Genomic DNA, 18,368 nt, shown 5'->3' on the forward strand with positions numbered 1-18,368 from the left:
GGGAGTGGGGAGTGGGGAGTGGGAAATATGAGAATTCTAATCACCTATTCCCTATTCCGTACTCCCTACTCCCTGTTTGAAAGTATTAAGAATATAGCGATCGCTATTCCTAACCATAGCAAAAAACAATATCGAGTCAGCTGTAAAGCATTCTGAATAGAACTTGCAGTAATGGGATAGATAGCATCTCCCAGCAGTGGTTTGTACTTTGCTACCCCACGATACCAATTTGTACCCCCCAGCTGCACACCCAAAAAAGCAGCATAGGCGCACTCACTCCACCCAGAATTGGGACTAGGATCGTTAATTGCATCCCGACGACAAATTTGCCAAAGGTGCATCGGTTTACCCGATAACAGCGCCAGAGTCACAACTGTTAACCGACAAGGTAGCCAAGTCAAACAATCTTCTAACCGCGCACAGAACCATCCCAAATAAGTATAGGGTGCTTCTCGGTAGCCCACCATTGAATCAAGGGTACTGCTAGCTTTGTATGCTAAAGCCAAGGGAGTTGCCCCGACAACTGGGATAAAGACACCAACAATTGCATAAAAAAGCGGAGCCATTACCCCATCGGTGGCATTTTCTGCAACTGTTTCTAAAACGGCTCGTGATATTTCTGCTTGTGAGAGGTTTTGTGTATCTCTACCAACATAATTACTTAAAATCTTCCGAGCCTCCCCCAAATCTCCTGCTCTTAAAGGTTGTAAAACAGCCTCTGCTGCTGCTCGCAAACTTCTACCAGCAAAACAACTAGCCAAAAGAATGCTATCTATTGCAATTCCCAACAGTGGATGAACCAATCTGGCAATTTTAATCATCAAAAAGCCAACAAGGCCGCTACCAATTATTAAGATAATCCCTAGCACAATTCCAGCTAGGCGTTGTGTTAGAGAATTTTGACACAATTGGAGAAAAAATTTGGTTAGGCGAGAAATTACCCAGCCCATCACTTGCACTGGATGAGGCCAATCCCAAGGATCGCCAATTAAATAATCTAAAAATGCCGCAATTATTAAGATATAGATATTATTAGTCATAACTCACGAGTCAAGGGTTAAAAATCAAGGGTCAACATTTAGACTATTGACTCTTGACTAAACCACAAAACTAGCCTCTTCTCCAAGGGAAGCTTGCCAGCTACGAGCATCGTAATAAAGGTCTGCCAAAGTAATGCTGTATAAAGCTTCTTTGAGCTTTTGGTTGAGTCTCTGCCAGAGGCTAAATGTTACCCAATCTTCAGCTTGTGCGGGTGCTGGGGTGTGATGGGGTAAATGGCTAGTCTCGCCAACTGCTTCTAAAATTTGTCCTATAGATATTTGTGCTGGCTCTCTTGCCAATTGGTATCCGCCGATGCTACCACGAATTGATTTGACTAAAGATGCCCGACGCATTTCTATTAGTAGTTTTTCGAGGTAAGGAGCTGGGATATCTTGGCGTTTGGCGATCGCTCTCACAGATGCAGGGCCATATCTTGGCTGTAAACTTAAATCTAGCAACGCCTTCACGCTATAGTGTCCTCTGGTAGTCAGTTTCATTTTGGTAAGCTTTGTTGTTTAGTCAATAGTCAATTTTCCAGAGTCCAAATATTGACCCTTGAACATCAGTTGCTCTACTTGGGGAGAACCTAGCGCCAAGGGAGAAGACCACATTGCCTTCTCTTGACTTTTGACTAAGGATCAGTTTTGCTTATCATTCTATGACTCAATTATCATCTTCAGTAACTAGACAACCTTTTGAGCGTTAGTTTAGAAAACTTAAAACTTATATAGTTTAGCAGTAATTCACAAACTATATATAGTTATCAGCATTGCCAGGATTTTCTAAAATAGATTGTCTTGACAATATTGGTAATGACATAACAATTGTGCATCTGAGTGTAATATACTTGGCTAGGTTGAGATCAAAACTAAAGGATTATGTTCCTATTAGCTCAACCTCAGCTAAAATAAAATCGATTCCAACACTTCAAACATTCATTTTCGACCTAAGTTGATGCCTAAACTGAAAAAAATTGAACCCCTACTGGGTGAAGAACTGCTCAAAAAAGTCAAAGAGCTAGAGAGCGAGAGCAAAGAAGACAAAGCCAAGAAGTGCGGCTACTACACCATTACCAAAAACGGTATAGAGCGCGTCAATATGATGAAGTTCTTGAATGCCCTAATTGATGCAGAAGGCATTCAGTTGGACAGTACACCCAGTGCTAATGGGCGTGGTGGACGTAGTGCTAGCTATAGAATTAGTGTGCAATCAAATGGGAACTTACTTATAGGTTCAGCTTATACAAAGCAGATGAATCTTCAACCAGGAGATGAGTTTCTGATCACTTTAGGCAAAAAACACATTCGTCTGAGACAGGTAGATCCAGAAGATCGGGAAGGCGATGAAGCCATAGACGCTACAGCTTAATAAATGGTCATTAGTCAATTGTCATTTGTCCTTTGTGAAAACCAATGACCAATGACCAATAACCAATACTTCTCTACGAGAGGCTGCGCCAACGACTACGCTCAGTACAAGTGACTAATGACTAATGACTATATCTGTGGTGGGTAAGACTGGTAAATAATGGCGAAGTGCTTTGCGCGTAACTGCTAAATTACACGTTAATGCAATTTGCTCTTTTTCTAGTAAACCCAAAATGCGATCGGGTTTATCTCGTGCTACCACTGGTAATTGATGCAAACCTCGAAGACTCATGCGGTCTAAAGCTTCAGATAATAGTTCATCTTGCCATGCATAGAGGATTTCAGTAGTGCAAATATCTATAAGGGTTTGACTGGATAAATTATCTGGAATTTCAGTTAAGGAATTTGGGTAAGTTTGCCAAAGAGCAAGGGCACGGTTGATATCTTCCAGAGAAAGTATACCAACTAATTGCTCTGCTTCATCAATTACTAAAGCACTGCGGACGCGATCGCGGGTCATTTCTACAGCTGCATCTAACACCCCAAGGCTTGCAAGTAGCTTTTTTGGACAGGGGTACATAGCATCTTCTACCAAAATTTGCTGCACGATTTCCGCTTGTTCATCTTTCAATTCTGAAAGACCAATTTGTTGTAGATTAGAGTTAGAGTTAAAAGTTGGTTTAATCCTTTCTACTAGCCAAACACTCAAACCTACTGCTGCCATCAATGGTAAAACAATGCGATAGTCGCGGGTTAATTCAAACAGCATTAAAATAGCCGTTAATGGCGCTCTGACACTAGCAGCCAGTACAGCTGCCATTCCTACCATTGCGTAAGCTGGGGGAGCCGCCATTTGATCGCAAATAGCCGGGAATGCCACAGCCAAAATTTTGGCGTAAGCTAAACCAAAAGAAGCACCTAAAAACATTGCTGGTGCAAACAAACCGCCGACGAAACCACTACCTGCACTAATTGCAGTCATCAGTAGTTTCACCACCAACAGCACAACTAACAGGTAGAGTGGAAATTCCACATCCTGAAGCATTGCTTCTACAGTTTCATAACCAACGCCCAGAATTTGCGGGAAGTGTAAAGCAACTGCGCCAATAATCACACCGCCAATAATTGGATGAATCGGTTCAGGAATTCGCCCCAAAAAGGCAAAACCTGGAACCTTCCCAGCAAAGCAGGCTTTGGCTAAACGAATTGCTTCTGTATAAGCCAGAGAAACTAGACTAGCCCCTAAACCTAAGCCCAGATAAAGGGGTAATTCCAAAGGACTGCGGACTTGGTAAACAGGTAAATCAAAAGCAGGTTGTGTCCCCAAACCAATTTGGGCAATTAGTGCTGCTACCACCGACGCTAACAGCACCACACTCACAGCAGAAGTGGCGAAAGATGTAGCTCCCATCACCACCTCTAGGGCAAAAAATACTCCAGCGATGGGAGCATTAAATCCAGCCGCAAGTCCAGCCGCCGCGCCAGCACCTAAGAGCAAACGTTGTCGTTCTTGAGATACATTGAGGATCACAGAGAACAACATCCCAAAATTGGCACCAATTTCTACACTTGGCCCCTCTGGTCCCAAAGAAGCACCACTCCCTAAAGAAACAGATGCGGCTAGCATTTTTGTCACCGGTCGTAGTGGTTGCTTAATTTCTGTTCCTTGAGAGGCGGCGATGAGAGATGAAAGTCCCGGGCCAAAGTCTTGAGTGCGCCAGCGCATCAAGCCGACGATTAATCCGCCAAGGGTGGGAACGCAGGCTAAAGTCCAAGCACCCCAAACACCGATTTGGCCCATTAAATTTTCCAGCATCAACTGGTGAATCAGCTGGATTAAATAGTGAAAGGTGACTACACCCATACCAGCGCCACCCCCAATAAGTATGGCTAAAAATAGCACAACCGTTTCTGGAGATGGTTGAAAACGATTAATTAAGTGAGCTAAACGAGCGGAAGGTGTAGGAAAGGCAGGTTGTGACCTTACCTTCCTCAGTTGAGTGGGAGGCAAGAGAGTCATTGAGAGGCGGGGTAAATGTAAGAAAAAATTTAAATTTTTATCTGTTATTTATCATTGTGAGCCATTATTTAGCAACCAGACAAGTAGACTTTATTTGCTTGATTTACAAAGCTTTAGTAAAAAATGTCATTGTGCAAAATTTTTGTGGGCAGAATGGTTAAATAGGAGACAATTATTAATTAAGGGTCAGCGATGCCGACGCTAGTGAGGTGCGAGTGATTTTTAGAGACAACAGAGTTTTTGTGGGCTGGGTGGATGCACCTGCAAACATTAACTAGGAGTCATCCTTGCCTAAATCTAGCTATACTCGTGATGCGACCATACATTGATCCGAATTCAATATAGCTATTGTTATAGAGCGAGTAAATGGACTAGGCGGACGAGGTAAATGAATATACACACCTTTGATAATCATTATGTTACTTGCCCAATTTGCCAAAGGAATGGTAGACCCAAACCAATTAAAACGCGCATGGGCTTGTTTTGCTGTCCCTATTGCCAGGAACGGCTAGTAGTTTGCCAAAGCGGTCATTATGTCCGCGATCCGTTTACTTGGAGACAATTGATGATGTCTTCGGCGCTACGTCGGCAAAGCCGACCTTTAGCGAGGATGATCAGAGATTTTGTCTTACTCAAGCGTCCTATGGTAGCCTTGGCTGTAGGTAGTGCCATTTTCTTTAGTGCGATCGCCTTAACCCAACAAAGGACTAACTGCGATCGCCAAATTTTTCCCACAACAGAGACAGTTAATGAACCAGGAAACAAATCTCAGTAAATGGATTACTTGGACATAAATCAAATTTTACTTTGATTTTTTGTAATATTATAACTAAATACTCCGGTGAAACTGTGTCTTATTTACCCAAATAGGCCACAGTTTTACATTGTGTCCGCTAGACTGATCGCTGATTAGTTCAATCCCTTCTCTCTTCCCATAAGTAGGTAAATCAAATTAAATTGGCTCGTAGTGAACGGTGAACGGCTCAATACAAACCTTTTATTATTCACTTAGAATTTTCGCCAATTTCATCCGCACTTTCATTATTTTTCACCAAAATAATTAAACAGACACAACTAGCAGCTAGCTTGATTAAGTTTAAAGCTTCGCTTTTTAATACAATATAAGCGCCTAATCCTATCAGAACAAAAGGCACAAGATTATTAACGTAGCGAGTTAATACATCAGCTATAACTCTGTTCTTAGTTAATTTGTATGCAGCGTAGCACCAAACTCCTAACAATAAAAAAAATAATCCGATAATTACCACAAAACTCTCTAAATTGCTGCTAGCAAATAAAGGCACGTAGACACTAATATTATCGCTACCATTGGCAATGGTAACGGCTGCCACACTATAAGCTTGGGGAGAAAAAAAATTAGTAATTGTTGATGCTTCAGCTTCTTCTGTTGTAGCTACAACTTCTTTTGACGAATCTTCTTCCCGATTCACTAAACTACTGATACCTATGGATACTGGGAGTAAACCAAGTAATCCCATCCAGCTTTTTGATAAAACTAACCCACCAAATAAACCAGGAAGACTAAGAATTAACAAAACCGTAAAACCGGAAAACTGACCAGCAACTATATGCCGTGGGTGAAATTTAGCATTTATTTGAGAAAAAAACAACAATAAAATGACAATATCATCAATGTTAGTGGCAATGAACGCGATCGCCCCTGTAGTAATTGCAGTAAGTAACTCGTTCATATTTGTAATTGATAGTTATGTTAGCGACTGTGGGTATAGCGTTTCTCGACCTAGTTAGGTACACTCCTTTAGGGCACGGCACTGCCGTGCCCCTACACCTAGCGATATAATGTTGTACCGCATCTGAATGGGAACCGCTATAGCGTCATTACGAATTACGAATTGGTTAATTTGGTATGGTGGTAAATCGTAGGTTCTAAAAATCCAGCATGAGTAAGTTAGGGACAACCTTCAGTGAAGCGATCGTTGCCTTCATAGCCACTAACATAGATGACATGATTATCTTGTTAATATTTTTTTCACAGGTAAATGTTAATTTTCGCCCCCGGCATATCTTACTCGGTCAATATCTGGGTTTTGCAGCCATTATCATCGCCAGCTTACCAGGATTTTTTGGTGGTTTGGTTGTACAGCGAGAATGGATAGGATTGCTAGGATTGCTACCAATAGTAATTGGTATTCAGCAATTACTATCTAGAAAAGAAGAAACTACAACAGTTCAGACAGTCAGCAGTGATTTTAGTCAGTCCACACCTACTAACCCAGTATTGGCCTTTGTTTTGAGTGTTTTGCATCCCCAAACCTATAAAGTGGCAGCAGTAACGATCGCTAATGGTGGTGACAATATTAGTATATATATTCCCTTATTCGCTGGTCACGATCTTGCCAGCTTGGGAGTAATTCTAGGTATATTTTTTATCATGGTAGGGATTTGGTGTGCGATCGCTTATTTTTTAAGCCGTCAACCTACCATTGGCAATATTTTAAGTCGCTACGGTGAAGCTATCGTACCTTTTGTGTTAATTGGCTTGGGTCTGTTCATTATGTATGAGCGAGGTACATTCACTCTACTACCTTCCATTTTGAATGGTAGATTTGGGAGCTAAAATCTCAATTTGGTTACACCTGATGAACTAATTTCCAACTCACCATCATCAAAATGGCGTAAATAATAAACCGTAACGGGCGCTGGGGAGCTATTTGGCAGACTTTAGCACCTAGTAACACCCCTGGAACAGAACCTATCCATATAGGTAGTACCAGATTCCAATCAACTGTTCCCAGGCTGAGATGACCGAGGGCTGTAAACAGTAGTAAAATTGCTGCGTGTGAAATATCTGTACCCACTAACTTCCGGGCATCAAGGCGGAAAAACCCAATCAGCACTAGGGCAAACATTGAACCTGATGAGACGCTAGTTAGACCAACCAAACAGCCTAAAATTGCTCCCAAAGTAATTGTTAAGAAGCGACCAAAGTTAGTTTCTAAGTCTAACTTTGGCAGTTCGGGTAAATTAAATTTGGGGAAAAAAGTCAATAACAGCAATTGCACTAGTGCTAACACTGTGACTAGCAAAATCATCCCGCCAAGTAAACGCAGCAAGATGTTATCCAGGTTATACTCACCTGTACTTTTAATGAAGTGCAAAATTCCCACGCCCAACAGTGAGCCGGGAACACTGCCGAATGCCAGCCATTTAACAACTTCTGTGTCAAGGGTTTTCTGTTCCCAATGCTTGACGCTGCCAACAATCTTCATCAATGTGGCAGCCACAACATCAGAACTCACAGCGACCGAAGGCGGAACCTGAAAGACAAAAATCAACATTGGGGTGATGAGAGAAGCTCCGCCAATTCCCGTCAAACCAACGATAATGCCAACAAAAAAGCTTAAGAGCGGTAGTAATAAATAGTGCATACTCTTTGGGGGTTTTAAGTACGATCAGTTCAACGAAGAGGCAAGGAGCAGGGGAAAGGCTTGAGATAGAAAAGCCCGTAAGACGATGCACTTACCGTATTTTACTCGTAAACATGATTAAACGTCCAGCGTATTTGCTTTGTATATCGCTCGATTATCTGGATAATCCTCCGTAGGACTGGAGATTTATGGGAAATGGTTGCTAAAAAAAATACCTAAATGAGTACGAGATTTACTCATACGGTTCGGTTAAGGCAAGAGACGTGATAAATCGCCGTCAAGACAAAAGACTGATTATTGTAAAGACGGCGATTTATCGCGTCTTTGCGATTAGCGGCGTGTCATCAAAAAACCTTATCCGATTTGCAAAAGTCCCCTAACACCCCACCCCCCTAAGAGCAAGCGGGGAGGGGAGACTTTGACGTAAGTTAAAGGCGGGGTGGGGTTCTTTTTTTGATTTATGCAAGAAGTCTCGGATTGCGAGATTTACCCATACTTGCGATCGCTCTTGAGGAAAACTTGGCAATTTACTGAAATTGGTAAGCCGTTCCATATCTAGTGACTAACAAGCTTAGGTGAGGAAATACCAAAACTAATTAGAATAATCAAGGTCAAATCCGATTCTCTTCTCTATTCACTCATGAAAAATTTTGTTTTTTACAACCCAGTCAAAATCCTGTTTGGCAAAGGTCAAATCGCCAATATTGCTGCTGAAATTCCTGCTGATGCCAAAATTCTTATTACTTACGGTGGGGGTAGCATCAAAACTAACGGGGTGTATGAACAGGTGAAGTCTGCATTGGCTGGACGGAATGTAGTGGAATTTGGTGGAATCGAACCCAATCCTCATCTAGAAACCCTATTAAAAGCGGTTGAATTAGTGCGGAATGAGGGCATAGACTTTCTACTTGCGGTAGGTGGCGGTTCAGTTCTTGATGGCACTAAGTTTATTGCTGTTGCGGCTCCCTTTATTGGTGATCCTTGGGACATCCTCGCCAAGAATGCACCTGTAAACGCTGCTTTGCCCTTTGGTACAGTTTTGACTTTACCAGCAACCGGCTCAGAAATGAATACGAACTCGGTTGTCACTAAATGGGAAACCCAAGAAAAACTACCTTTCAGCAGTCCTTTGGTGTTTCCGCGTTTTTCTGTTCTCGACCCGGAAACAACTTTTTCCCTACCTGTGCGGCAAATTAGCAATGGAATTGTCGATGCTTATACCCATGTGATGGAACAGTATTTGACTTATCCAGTCAATGCGCCACTACAAGACCGGATGGCTGAATCAATTTTGAAAACGCTGATTGAGGAGGGGCCAAAAACCCTGGCGAATCCCGAAGATTACGATGCACGGGCGAATGTGATGTGGTCTGCGACGTTAGCACTTAATGGGTTAATTGGTGCAGGAGTACCCCAGGATTGGGCAACTCACATGATTGGGCATGAATTGACAGCACTGCATGGTTTGGATCATGCTCAAACTTTGGCGATTGTGCTACCTAACACCCTAACAATTAGGCGCGATCGCAAATGGCAAAAACTCTTACAGTATGGCGAGAGAGTTTGGGGGATTGTCGATGGTAGTGAAGAAGCACGGGTTACTGAAGCGATCGCTAAAACTCGTAATTTCTTCGAGTCTGTTGGTGTACCCACACACTTGTCTGATTACGGCGTTGGACTTGATACCATTCCTGTAATTATTGAGCGTTTTGAAAATCGCGGTACTGTAGCTTTGGGCGAATATAAAGATGTTAATTCTCAGATAATCGAGCAGATTTTAACTCTCTCGGCGTAAGAAGTGGGAAGTAGATGGTGAGACAATACAGTTCAGAATGAGCAACAAAACACTTGTAGAGACGGCGATTTATCGCGTCTCGAAAACCAAAAATTGTTGCCAGTAGCCCTTAACCCAAGCGTATTGGGTGGTAGGAAGAGTTTAGTTTAATAGGACTGACGCAAAAGTAAACGCTGTAGGGGCAATTCATGAATTGCCCCTACATGAAAATAAGGGTTTCGGCTATTGTTTGCGTAAGTCCTGTTTAATATAACCTGACAAAGAATTTTTTCACCTGGGAACTGGTACTTGATTAATTACCGACGCAATTACTGCATCCATTTGTAAACCATCCAGCATGGCTTCTGGTTTCAAAATCAGGCGATGACGTAGCAACGGTGATGCAACTGCTTTCACATCATCTGGCGTGACAAAATCCCTTCCAGCTAACCACGCTAGGGCTTGAGATGTCTGCAACCAAGCACCGGCGGCGCGAGGCGATGCGCCCAAAGTTAAATCAGGATATTGACGCGATGTTCTCACCAACGCCAACAAATAATCAACGATCGCTTCTGATACTTTAACTTCTTTGGCTGCTTGTCGTGCTTGCAAAATATCGTCTACTGTGGCGATTGGTTTCAAACGGCTAATATCCAAACGCCGTGCTGCAAAACCCGCCTGACGATTGAGTAACATTTGCTTTTCGGCAGCTTGATCGGGGTAATCTACCACCAGCTTAAATAAAAATCTGTCCAACTGCGCCTCTGGTAAGGGATAAGTACCCTCAAATTCCAGAGGATTTTGGGTTGCAATCACCCAAAATAAATCGGGTAAGGGTAAACTTTCACCATCCAGCGTTACCTGCATCTCTTCCATCGCTTCCAGTAGCGCCGCTTGTGTCTTGGGAGGAGTCCGATTGATTTCGTCTGCTAGCAGCACTTCGGTAAATATTGGCCCTTTTTTCAAAGTGAAGTTGCGGCTATTCAAGTCAAAAATATTTGTACCAGTAATATCTGAAGGTAAAACATCTGGTGTTAATTGAATCCGCCGAAACTCCCCTTGAATTAACTGCGCCAACACTTTTACGAGGAGGGTTTTACCAGTTCCCGGTACTCCTTCCAAAATTACGTGTCCACCCGCTAGCAGTGCTACTAAGAGTTGCTGTATTAGGCTAGATTGTCCGACAATTACTTGATTAAGACTTTGACCAAGACGAATTAAGATAGGATGGGTTTCGCTCATATTTTTTATTGATAAATAACTAACGCAGAAATACTATACATAATTCCAAAAAATTAATAGGACTTACACAAGAATTACGGAATAACGAACCACAGAGGCGCAGAGAAGCCAGCGCGTTGCGGGGGTTCCCACGGCAGTCACTCATGGGGGAAACCCCCAAGACCGCGCTGCCTCCCCGTTGTAGCGACTGGCGCGACACGGAGAAATAAGAGTTTGAGAGATATTTTGCGTAAGTCCTAATTAATTACGAATTACGAATTAGTCTAATGGTTCGCCATTTCCCCAACCAGCTTAACAGGTCTCGTTCACTGATAGGTTGTTTGCGAGATTGTAGCTTTAAAACTGCATCTAGTTCTGCTGCACTTGCACCTGTTTTTTCTATCCAAAAATTTATTAAGGCTTGACGTTCTAAAAGTACTTGCCCTAATCCCAGGGCTTTTTGGAGTTGTAGTTGTTCTTGTTTACCCACCATCTCTACAACAAAGTCGGTGGTATCAGCTTTCTGCAACACTCCCGCTAAAGCTTGGATATATGCCTCACTATTATCTACAACTGGTATATCTAAAGCCACTGGCTTACCAAAGCGGCGATTCTGCGCCCAAGTTAGCACTAATAGCAGGATAGCTACCTGGATTAATATTGGAAATAAAGGAGTTTTCGCAAAAAAGCTAAATAAATTTCCTTCGCTTTCTTTCTTTCTGACATCAGCATCTTTATAGCCGTGGATGTATTCATCGACAAATACTGTGTGATTTTTTTCGGTTACTAAACTGGCTAGATACTTGAAATTACTTAAATAATCTTGGTAGGCATTGGCGGCTAAATAAGGAGTGGTAGAAAAAATTACCTTTCCTTGTTTGTAATTTTCTTCCCAGACAATAGCACCAAAGCGATCGCCTAAATTAACTTGCTTGGTGTTAGCTTTTTTATATCGTCTACGTGTATCAATTTTGATATCACCTTGGGGAGATTTTTGCATAGTGCTAAACTTCGCTTCTGTAACTCGCGCCCCCGTACCCAAAATTACCAAAGTATTCCCTTTTTCTACCCATTCACGCTCTTGACTATCCAGGCTCGTTTCCCTTGGATAGCCGCCTACCTGTAGGAAGGTAACTGGGCTATTCTCTGGCTGAATATCACTAAAAGGCTTTTGCCAGCGCTTGATCGAAATTCCCTGCTGTTGCATAAAAGCATACCAAGCACCATAGCCATCAGGAGCGCGGTTATAAGTAGAGCCAATGTTAAGTTTAGTATTATTGGGAGCCGCGAACAAACTAAGTAAAACCATCGCAACGAGTGCGATCGCTCCCATCCAGGCAAGGCGATTTGAACGTTTCATTTTCGACTTTTATTGCCTTTGAGTATCACTATAGCGGTTCTCAGTTGAGTGCAATACAGACCTAACCCCCAGCCCCAACCCTTGTAGCGTTGGGGAGTAATATTCAAAGCCTCTCTCCTTTTAGGAGAGAGGTCAAACTGTATTGCATCCAAGCGAGAACCGCTATAGTGTTAATACTTACTTATTTTTCAGGTAAAGTCAAAAATATAATTAACTTTCTGAAACCCTGGATTAAAACACCTGTGGTAACAAACCGTACAAGTTATTTCAATGAATCCTAACGATTGCTTCACGTGTTAACGTTCAGCCTTACATAGTCTTGGCGGTATTTAAGAAGAATGGTTTCATTCTAGTATCTACAATCACGATATAATCCAAACTGACTTGATAAATTGCTAATTACACGAACAAAATAAGGCATAGCAAATTTATACAAGCAGGTAGACTATCTGATGACTATTCCAGAGTCAATTAAACAATTTATCATATCGATACAAGGTTTTGACAATCATATTTTACAAAATGAAGATGATGATTTTAATCTAGTTAAAAAAAACAATAACAATACTAGAAGTATTTCAATATCAACTAAATACAACTTAATAGAAAATTTTATCAGACGCTATCCATATTTAGAAGATTTTTTAGATAAATGTGATTTTCAACCTTCCACTACGCGAGAAGGCTACCGCTTAGTTGTTGTGAAACCAAAAGTAGCGATCGCCTGTAATTTACCCAAAGCTTTTGGAGAAGGTAATTGTCAAATAGAATTCAGCAGCATTCTTTTTAGAGGTCTAAAAATTAATTTAAATCATCAAGATATTTTAGGTCAATTAATGATCGGATTGCACACCGAGGCAGATTGGGGATGTCGTCGGTTTTTGAAACAGTCAGATAGAAACACTTTTACAGTCAATTTAGGTCAAACAACAGTTATTTTATCGAAATTAGAAGTAACAGACTTGTGTTTGTGTGTTGATGAAGTTTTTCAAGAATATCAAAACTTAATAATTGAATTTGAGAATGTTCTAGAAACATGGGATTTTGAATTCGTAAAACTTTCACCGATTCGCGGTTTTATCCTTTTTTCTGTAAAACAAGAATTATGGAACTTAATGCAACAATTTGCTAATGAATTTGATTATACTAAAGGTAAATCACAATGGCATATATTCCATAGAGAAGATATATCAATTCGAGTTAGTCGAGGAATTCACGATCATACATTTATCTTTCCCCAATTCGATAGTGACTTATCTTTATTCCCTAATAATCAAATTAAGATAATCTATGAGATAAATAATGTTAATTTTCAATCTTTTGATCCAGATAAATTAACCTTCTGGCAGCAAAAGATTGGGGAACGGGGAACCTGGACAGCTAGATATACCAAGCACTGGCTATTAGAAAAATATATTCCCCAAGTTATTAGTTATTACTCAAAAAAGTCTCAACTATCTGAAGCTGAACTACTAGCGAAAATAACAAATCACAAAAGTTACCGTGTGCTAATTAAAGAAATTGATCATCTCCGATATTTAGCACCTTATCTTCACGACATCCAATCTTGGCTACATATATATGTGGAAAACATTGCTGCTTCGCTATTGCAACCATATTACCAAGCTTATACAAATTTAGTGCGTAATACAGATTCTTCCATAACAGGTATAGACTATATTATCGGAAATTTGCGTAAGGTTGAATGGACAAATACGCAAGAAGAAAATTATAGCAACTCCACAGACTGGAAAAACTTGACTTTTAAATATGCAATGGATTGCTTAGATGAACAAGTCGTAAGAATAAATAATTGTGAATCCGAGAAGAGTTTAAATGCAGATTTAATAACTCGGATATTTATTTGGATTATAGAAAATGGGAAAATCTCTTTCTCGCAAGCTCAATTAAATGCTGCTAAACAGGCTTTGCTACCACTTTGGGAACAGAGTCGCTTTGAAATGCGCTATGTGTATCCTAATCGATAAAGCTACATAATCTGCTGTAAATCCAACACAAATCCAGGTAGTACATTTTCTCCTGATAACGTAGCAGGGTTGTCTAATATCTCTACATCTTTACCTGGATGATAAATTTCCACGCGCTTGTTTTTTCGGTCAATTAACCAGCCTAATTGAGCGCCATTTTCGATATACTCTTGCATTTTCTCTTGCAATTCTTTCAAAGAATCAGGACAAATGGGGGCAAATTTTTCTTGTTGTTCTGGGGTTAAAGCATTCCATCGCTCAATTTTCACCCAAGAAGCATCAGGAGAACGTTCTGCACCATTAGGTAGAGTGAAACCGGTTGAAGAGTCAAAACCTTTGCCTAATTTAGTCTGTTTATTCCAGATTCCTAATTCAACAACCATATCAAAGTTATGGTTGCCAGTATCACTACCTGTAGGTGGCATAATTAATAATTCCCCTGATGCTGTACGCTCAAATCGATAATCGCGGTTTTTCTGACACATCTGGAAAAATTGCTCATCAGTCAAGTCAATTTTCAATTTGAGTGTAGAAGGTAAAGTGTTTGTAGTGGCGTTCATAGGCTATTTTGAGCATCTTACTTTCTAGTTTAGTAGTGTGCTGAATTTTATTTCGTTCTAAGTGCTTCTTAATCAAGAAAGCTACATAATCTGCTGTAAATTTAATACAAATCCAGGTAAGACATTTTCCCCTGATAAACTAGTAGGATTGTTTAATATTTCTACATCTTCGCCTGGACGATAAATTTCTACTCGCTTGTTTTTGCGGTCGATTAACCAGCCTAATTGAGCGCCATTTTCAATATACTCTTGCATTTTCTCTTGCAATTCTTTTAGAGAATCACTAGGAGAACGTAACTCTACTACAAAATCAGGACAAATCGGAGCAAATTTTTCTTGTTGTTCTGGGGTTAAAGCATTCCAACGCTCAATTTTCACCCAAGAAGCATCAGGAGAACGTTCTGCACCATTGGGTAGGGTGAAACCGGTTGAAGAGTCAAAAACTTCGCCTAAATTCCTCTCAGAGTTCCAAATATCCAATTGAGTGGTAATTTTAACATTACGTCTGCCAGTATCACTACCTGTCGGTGGCATAATTAATATTTCCCCTGATGCTGTGCGCTCAAATCTATAATTACTATTTTTCTGACACATCTGGAAAAATTGCTCATCAGTCAAGTCAATTTTCAATTTGAGTGTACAAGGGAAAGTGGTTGTCGTGGCGTTCATAGGATATTTTGACCATCTTACTTTCTATTTTAGATGATGCAGATCGCACCGTTAAGTTGATCAACTCCCATTTATCGAGGATAGCGTTTGTTATGAAAGTAAATGTAATCTAATATGTACCTAATCCCTCTGTCGATCAGCAAAGCACCCGAATTATCAGGATGTTCGTGGCAATGCTTATTCACTACTTAGGCAGATCAAAAAGTTCTTTCACTTTCCAATCCTCAGAATCTTTTTCTTATGCTGCAAAGACTATATATACATAACTTCAGATGCCTAGAAAACTTTGAACTGCCCATAAAAGGGATATCATCTGCTCTCTTGATTGGAAAAAACGGTGTAGGTAAATCAACTATTGCTTCTGCATTAGAGGTACTTCAGTCCATTGGCAGAGGCATTAATAGAATGCGCGAACTTGAACACCTTAAACTTATTAGCCCGAAAGATTTTGCTCGTGGAAGGTCTGATGTTCCGATCCGCGTTGAAATAGAAGTATTACTTGACGATAAATTATACAAATATGTCCTGGCCTTGGAGTTGCCAGAAAAATTTAAAGAACTTCGAGTTTCTGAAGAGCAACTGCTAGTTTCAGGAGATCCAATCTATTCTCGAAAAGAAGCTAAAGTTACTCTTCACAACAGTTCACAAAATCGTGAAGCTCAGTTTTTAGTTGATTGGCATCTTGTCGCCCTTCCAGTAATTCAGGAGCAATCAGAGACTGATCCACTTCGCATTTTCAAGACTTGGCTTGCTCACATGATTATTTTAGCCCCGATCCCAAGCTTGATGACAGGAGACTCCAACGGCGACACTTTGGAGCCAAAACGGGATGGTTCAAACTTCGGGGAGTGGTTTTCTGGGTTACTCAGTCGCTATCCTGCTGCTTACACAGGGGTTGTCCAATATCTCCGTGAAGTTATGCCTGATATTAAGGATTTTCTGAATGAACTAATCGGCAAAGACTCCAAAAGTATGATTGTTCGGTTTCAAGAAAAGAATGCGAATCTGAGTGTTGACTTTGAAGCCTTATCTGACGGCGAAAAATGCTTTTTTCTTTGCTCTGTTGTCTTAGCTGCTAACGAATCATACGGCCCTCTTTTTTGCTTCTGGGATGAGCCTGACAACTATCTCGCCATATCAGAGGTTGGACATTTTCTAACATCACTGCGACGCTCATTTAGGAATGTTGGCCAAATTTTGGTCACATCTCATAATCCTGAAGCAATCCGAAAGTTTTCAAATGAAAATACCTTTGTACTTGATCGAAAAAGCCACTTGGAGCCAACTTTGATCAGATTGCTCAGTGAGATGTCTGTTCAAGGTGATCTTGCAGATGCCTTGATTCGTGGCGATATCGAACTATGAGCATAAATAAGCATAAACCGCATATTATTGTGTTGCCTGAAGACGATGCTAATCGTCAGATTGCAAACGGATTTATTCTTGATCTAAATCTCAATAGCCGGGCTATTCAAGTCCTACCAGAGGCTCGTGGTTGGCAAAATGTTGTGGAGACATTCACGAATGATTATGCTTCTACAATGCGACAATATCCACACAGAATGATTGCTTTACTGATTGATTTTGATGAGGATAAAGATAGATTAATTTATGTAAAGCATCAGATTCCAGATAATTTAAAAAATAGAGTATTTGTTCTTGGAGTTTTATCTGAACCAGAGAGTTTAAGGAGAGATATTAACAAGAAATTTGAGGAAATCGGAGAAGCTCTTGCAAAAGATTGCTCTGATAATACGAATGAATTGTGGGGGCACGCTCTTCTCAAACACAATAAAACTGAATTAGATCGGATGATTTCATCTGTAAAACCATTTCTGTTTAATTTCAAGTAGATATCTTAAATATTTACAAGACACAAGGCAAAAACAGGGTTTTTAACAAGAGCGATCGCCATGAATCCAAAATATCATCTGTGCGATCGCTATTCTCCCGCCAACAATAAGACTTCTGCATACAATTGTTCACGAATCCAGAAGCCGTTAGCAATCAAATCATCTAATATCTGCTGCACCTGCGGCACAAACCCTTGTTGTTTAGCTGCTATAGCGGTTTCCATTCAGATGCGGTACAACATTACACCACAAGGTGTAGGGGCACGGCAGTGCCGTGCCCCTACGCGTGTACTTCACGTAAACGAGAACCGCTATAGCAAAATGCCCAGTAGTCCAGTGATTCGCAAACCAGCTTGAATTGCCTCATTTCTGCCTCTTCGTTCATCGATAATCAGTCGATCAGCATTTAACTCGACAGCAAGGGCGATCGCTTCAGCTTCACCCGGATCTAAGTTAATTTGTAAAGTCTGAAGTAGAACAAGATTTGTAACTGGTATAGTTTGAATCCAATTTAGATTTTTAATTGCCAGTGTACCTGGATCTGTTGCACCAGAGTCAAGAATTTCCTGATAAACTGCCGATGGAATAATCACCTTACCATAGAGTTGCTGCAACAGAGCTAACTGTCCAATAGCAGCTAGGTTGCTGATAGGTGATGTATTGCTGACAACAATCATCGCCAATCGTTAGCTGACAAACTTTTTACATCCTCCCTCAGTTCAGCTATATCGTAGTGCAAAGGAATTTTGCGACTAGCGAGTAACCTCTGAAACTCAAGTTGATTCATCAGAGCAAAATTACTCGCCTGTCCCAGTGTAAAACGCTCTTGTTCAAAGAGCATAATTGCGATTTCCTGAAGTAATTCTGTGTCAGACATCTGAATTGTCTGTAAGACTTTATCTGAGATGACAATACTCATAGTCTTATTAGCTGATTAACGCCTCTAAATTTAGGATAAGCTAAACCGAAGCTTTCAACAGAATATTATTCAACTGCGATCGCCAAAGAAGCCGTTATCAGTTTCTTTTGCTTAAGCGTGGCAAGATGCCTCACTCATCCACGCTTAAGCAGTTTTCATGTATTTGAACCACAGATGTCGTAGGGG

The 18,368-nt window shown here is 40.8% G+C and carries 19 protein-coding genes; 7 read left to right on the forward strand and 12 right to left on the reverse strand.

Annotated elements, in window-relative coordinates; translation table 11 throughout:
• Positions 1-65: 65 nt before the first annotated feature.
• The gene (gene cbiB, locus V7K97_RS26515; RefSeq protein ID WP_334803963.1) at positions 66-1,040 is read right to left on the reverse strand and encodes an adenosylcobinamide-phosphate synthase CbiB; all 975 of its coding nucleotides are present in this window, start codon (positions 1,038-1,040) and stop codon (positions 66-68) included.
• A 57-nt stretch (positions 1,041-1,097) separates the two neighbouring features.
• On the reverse strand, positions 1,098-1,538 hold the full coding sequence (locus tag V7K97_RS26520; RefSeq protein WP_334803964.1) for an Rrf2 family transcriptional regulator: 441 nt from the start codon (positions 1,536-1,538) through the stop codon (positions 1,098-1,100).
• 457 nt (positions 1,539-1,995) lie between these two features.
• Here V7K97_RS26520 and V7K97_RS26525 point away from each other — a divergent pair, with 457 nt between their 5' ends.
• The gene (locus V7K97_RS26525; RefSeq protein WP_334803965.1) at positions 1,996-2,409 is read left to right on the forward strand and encodes an AbrB family transcriptional regulator; all 414 of its coding nucleotides are present in this window, start codon (positions 1,996-1,998) and stop codon (positions 2,407-2,409) included.
• A gap of 114 nt (positions 2,410-2,523) precedes the next feature.
• Here V7K97_RS26525 and V7K97_RS26530 read toward each other — a convergent pair whose 3' ends face one another.
• A complete protein-coding gene (locus tag V7K97_RS26530) occupies positions 2,524-4,428 on the reverse strand; it encodes a chloride channel protein (protein WP_334803966.1) in 1,905 nt (634 codons plus the stop codon).
• Positions 4,429-4,816: 388 nt separating this feature from the next.
• Here V7K97_RS26530 and V7K97_RS26535 point away from each other — a divergent pair, with 388 nt between their 5' ends.
• Positions 4,817-5,203 carry a hypothetical protein gene (locus tag V7K97_RS26535; protein ID WP_334803967.1) on the forward strand — a complete coding sequence of 129 codons (387 nt, stop codon included), beginning with the start codon at positions 4,817-4,819 and terminating at the stop codon, positions 5,201-5,203.
• A gap of 229 nt (positions 5,204-5,432) precedes the next feature.
• Here the strand turns inward: V7K97_RS26535 and V7K97_RS26540 are convergent, their stop codons facing one another.
• A complete protein-coding gene (locus tag V7K97_RS26540) occupies positions 5,433-6,140 on the reverse strand; it encodes a cadmium resistance transporter (protein WP_334803968.1) in 708 nt (235 codons plus the stop codon).
• Between the two features lie 209 nt (positions 6,141-6,349).
• On the opposite strand from V7K97_RS26540, the gene V7K97_RS26545 reads away from it, so the two are divergent.
• On the forward strand, positions 6,350-7,027 hold the full coding sequence (locus V7K97_RS26545) for a cadmium resistance transporter (protein ID WP_334803969.1): 678 nt from the start codon (positions 6,350-6,352) through the stop codon (positions 7,025-7,027).
• Between the two features lie 13 nt (positions 7,028-7,040).
• Here V7K97_RS26545 and V7K97_RS26550 read toward each other — a convergent pair whose 3' ends face one another.
• Positions 7,041-7,838 (reverse strand): sulfite exporter TauE/SafE family protein, encoded by a 798-nt coding sequence (locus tag V7K97_RS26550; protein ID WP_334803970.1) that lies wholly within the window; start codon positions 7,836-7,838, stop codon positions 7,041-7,043.
• A 640-nt stretch (positions 7,839-8,478) separates the two neighbouring features.
• On the opposite strand from V7K97_RS26550, the gene V7K97_RS26555 reads away from it, so the two are divergent.
• Positions 8,479-9,633, forward strand: coding sequence for an iron-containing alcohol dehydrogenase (locus V7K97_RS26555; RefSeq protein ID WP_334803971.1), 1,155 nt, complete (start codon positions 8,479-8,481; stop codon positions 9,631-9,633).
• A gap of 270 nt (positions 9,634-9,903) precedes the next feature.
• Here V7K97_RS26555 and V7K97_RS26560 read toward each other — a convergent pair whose 3' ends face one another.
• A complete protein-coding gene (locus V7K97_RS26560; RefSeq protein ID WP_334803972.1) occupies positions 9,904-10,854 on the reverse strand; it encodes an AAA family ATPase in 951 nt (316 codons plus the stop codon).
• Positions 10,855-11,098: 244 nt separating this feature from the next.
• Positions 11,099-12,193 (reverse strand): DUF4350 domain-containing protein, encoded by a 1,095-nt coding sequence (locus tag V7K97_RS26565; protein WP_334803973.1) that lies wholly within the window; start codon positions 12,191-12,193, stop codon positions 11,099-11,101.
• A 452-nt stretch (positions 12,194-12,645) separates the two neighbouring features.
• Between V7K97_RS26565 and V7K97_RS26570 the strand changes: the two genes are divergently transcribed.
• On the forward strand, positions 12,646-14,181 hold the full coding sequence (locus V7K97_RS26570; protein ID WP_334803974.1) for a hypothetical protein: 1,536 nt from the start codon (positions 12,646-12,648) through the stop codon (positions 14,179-14,181).
• 2 nt (positions 14,182-14,183) lie between these two features.
• Here V7K97_RS26570 and V7K97_RS26575 read toward each other — a convergent pair whose 3' ends face one another.
• Both V7K97_RS26575 and V7K97_RS26580 read right to left on the reverse strand, forming a co-directional pair.
• Positions 14,184-14,741 (reverse strand): Uma2 family endonuclease, encoded by a 558-nt coding sequence (locus V7K97_RS26575; protein ID WP_334803975.1) that lies wholly within the window; start codon positions 14,739-14,741, stop codon positions 14,184-14,186.
• Positions 14,742-14,822: 81 nt separating this feature from the next.
• On the reverse strand, positions 14,823-15,410 hold the full coding sequence (locus V7K97_RS26580) for a Uma2 family endonuclease (protein WP_334803976.1): 588 nt from the start codon (positions 15,408-15,410) through the stop codon (positions 14,823-14,825).
• A gap of 240 nt (positions 15,411-15,650) precedes the next feature.
• On the opposite strand from V7K97_RS26580, the gene V7K97_RS26585 reads away from it, so the two are divergent.
• Positions 15,651-16,775, forward strand: coding sequence for an AAA family ATPase (locus tag V7K97_RS26585; RefSeq protein WP_334803977.1), 1,125 nt, complete (start codon positions 15,651-15,653; stop codon positions 16,773-16,775).
• Complete coding sequence (locus V7K97_RS26590) at positions 16,772-17,263, forward strand: hypothetical protein (protein WP_334803978.1); 492 nt, start codon at positions 16,772-16,774, stop codon at positions 17,261-17,263. Before V7K97_RS26585 ends, V7K97_RS26590 begins: the two co-directional genes overlap by 4 nt.
• Positions 17,264-17,352: 89 nt before the next feature.
• On the opposite strand, the gene V7K97_RS26595 is transcribed toward V7K97_RS26590, so the two are convergent.
• From V7K97_RS26595 to V7K97_RS26605, 3 genes are all read right to left on the reverse strand, one after another.
• Positions 17,353-17,487, reverse strand: coding sequence for a DUF3368 domain-containing protein (locus V7K97_RS26595; RefSeq protein WP_334803979.1), 135 nt, complete (start codon positions 17,485-17,487; stop codon positions 17,353-17,355).
• A gap of 87 nt (positions 17,488-17,574) precedes the next feature.
• Positions 17,575-17,940: a DUF3368 domain-containing protein gene (locus tag V7K97_RS26600; protein WP_334803980.1), complete on the reverse strand. Its 366-nt coding sequence runs from the start codon at positions 17,938-17,940 to the stop codon at positions 17,575-17,577.
• Positions 17,937-18,182 carry a UPF0175 family protein gene (locus V7K97_RS26605; protein WP_334803981.1) on the reverse strand — a complete coding sequence of 82 codons (246 nt, stop codon included), beginning with the start codon at positions 18,180-18,182 and terminating at the stop codon, positions 17,937-17,939. Before V7K97_RS26605 ends, V7K97_RS26600 begins: the two co-directional genes overlap by 4 nt.
• Between the last annotated feature and the right edge of the window lie 186 nt (positions 18,183-18,368).

The sequence above is a fragment of the Nostoc sp. genome, assembly GCF_036917815.1.
GTDB lineage: Bacteria > Cyanobacteriota > Cyanobacteriia > Cyanobacteriales > Nostocaceae > Nostoc.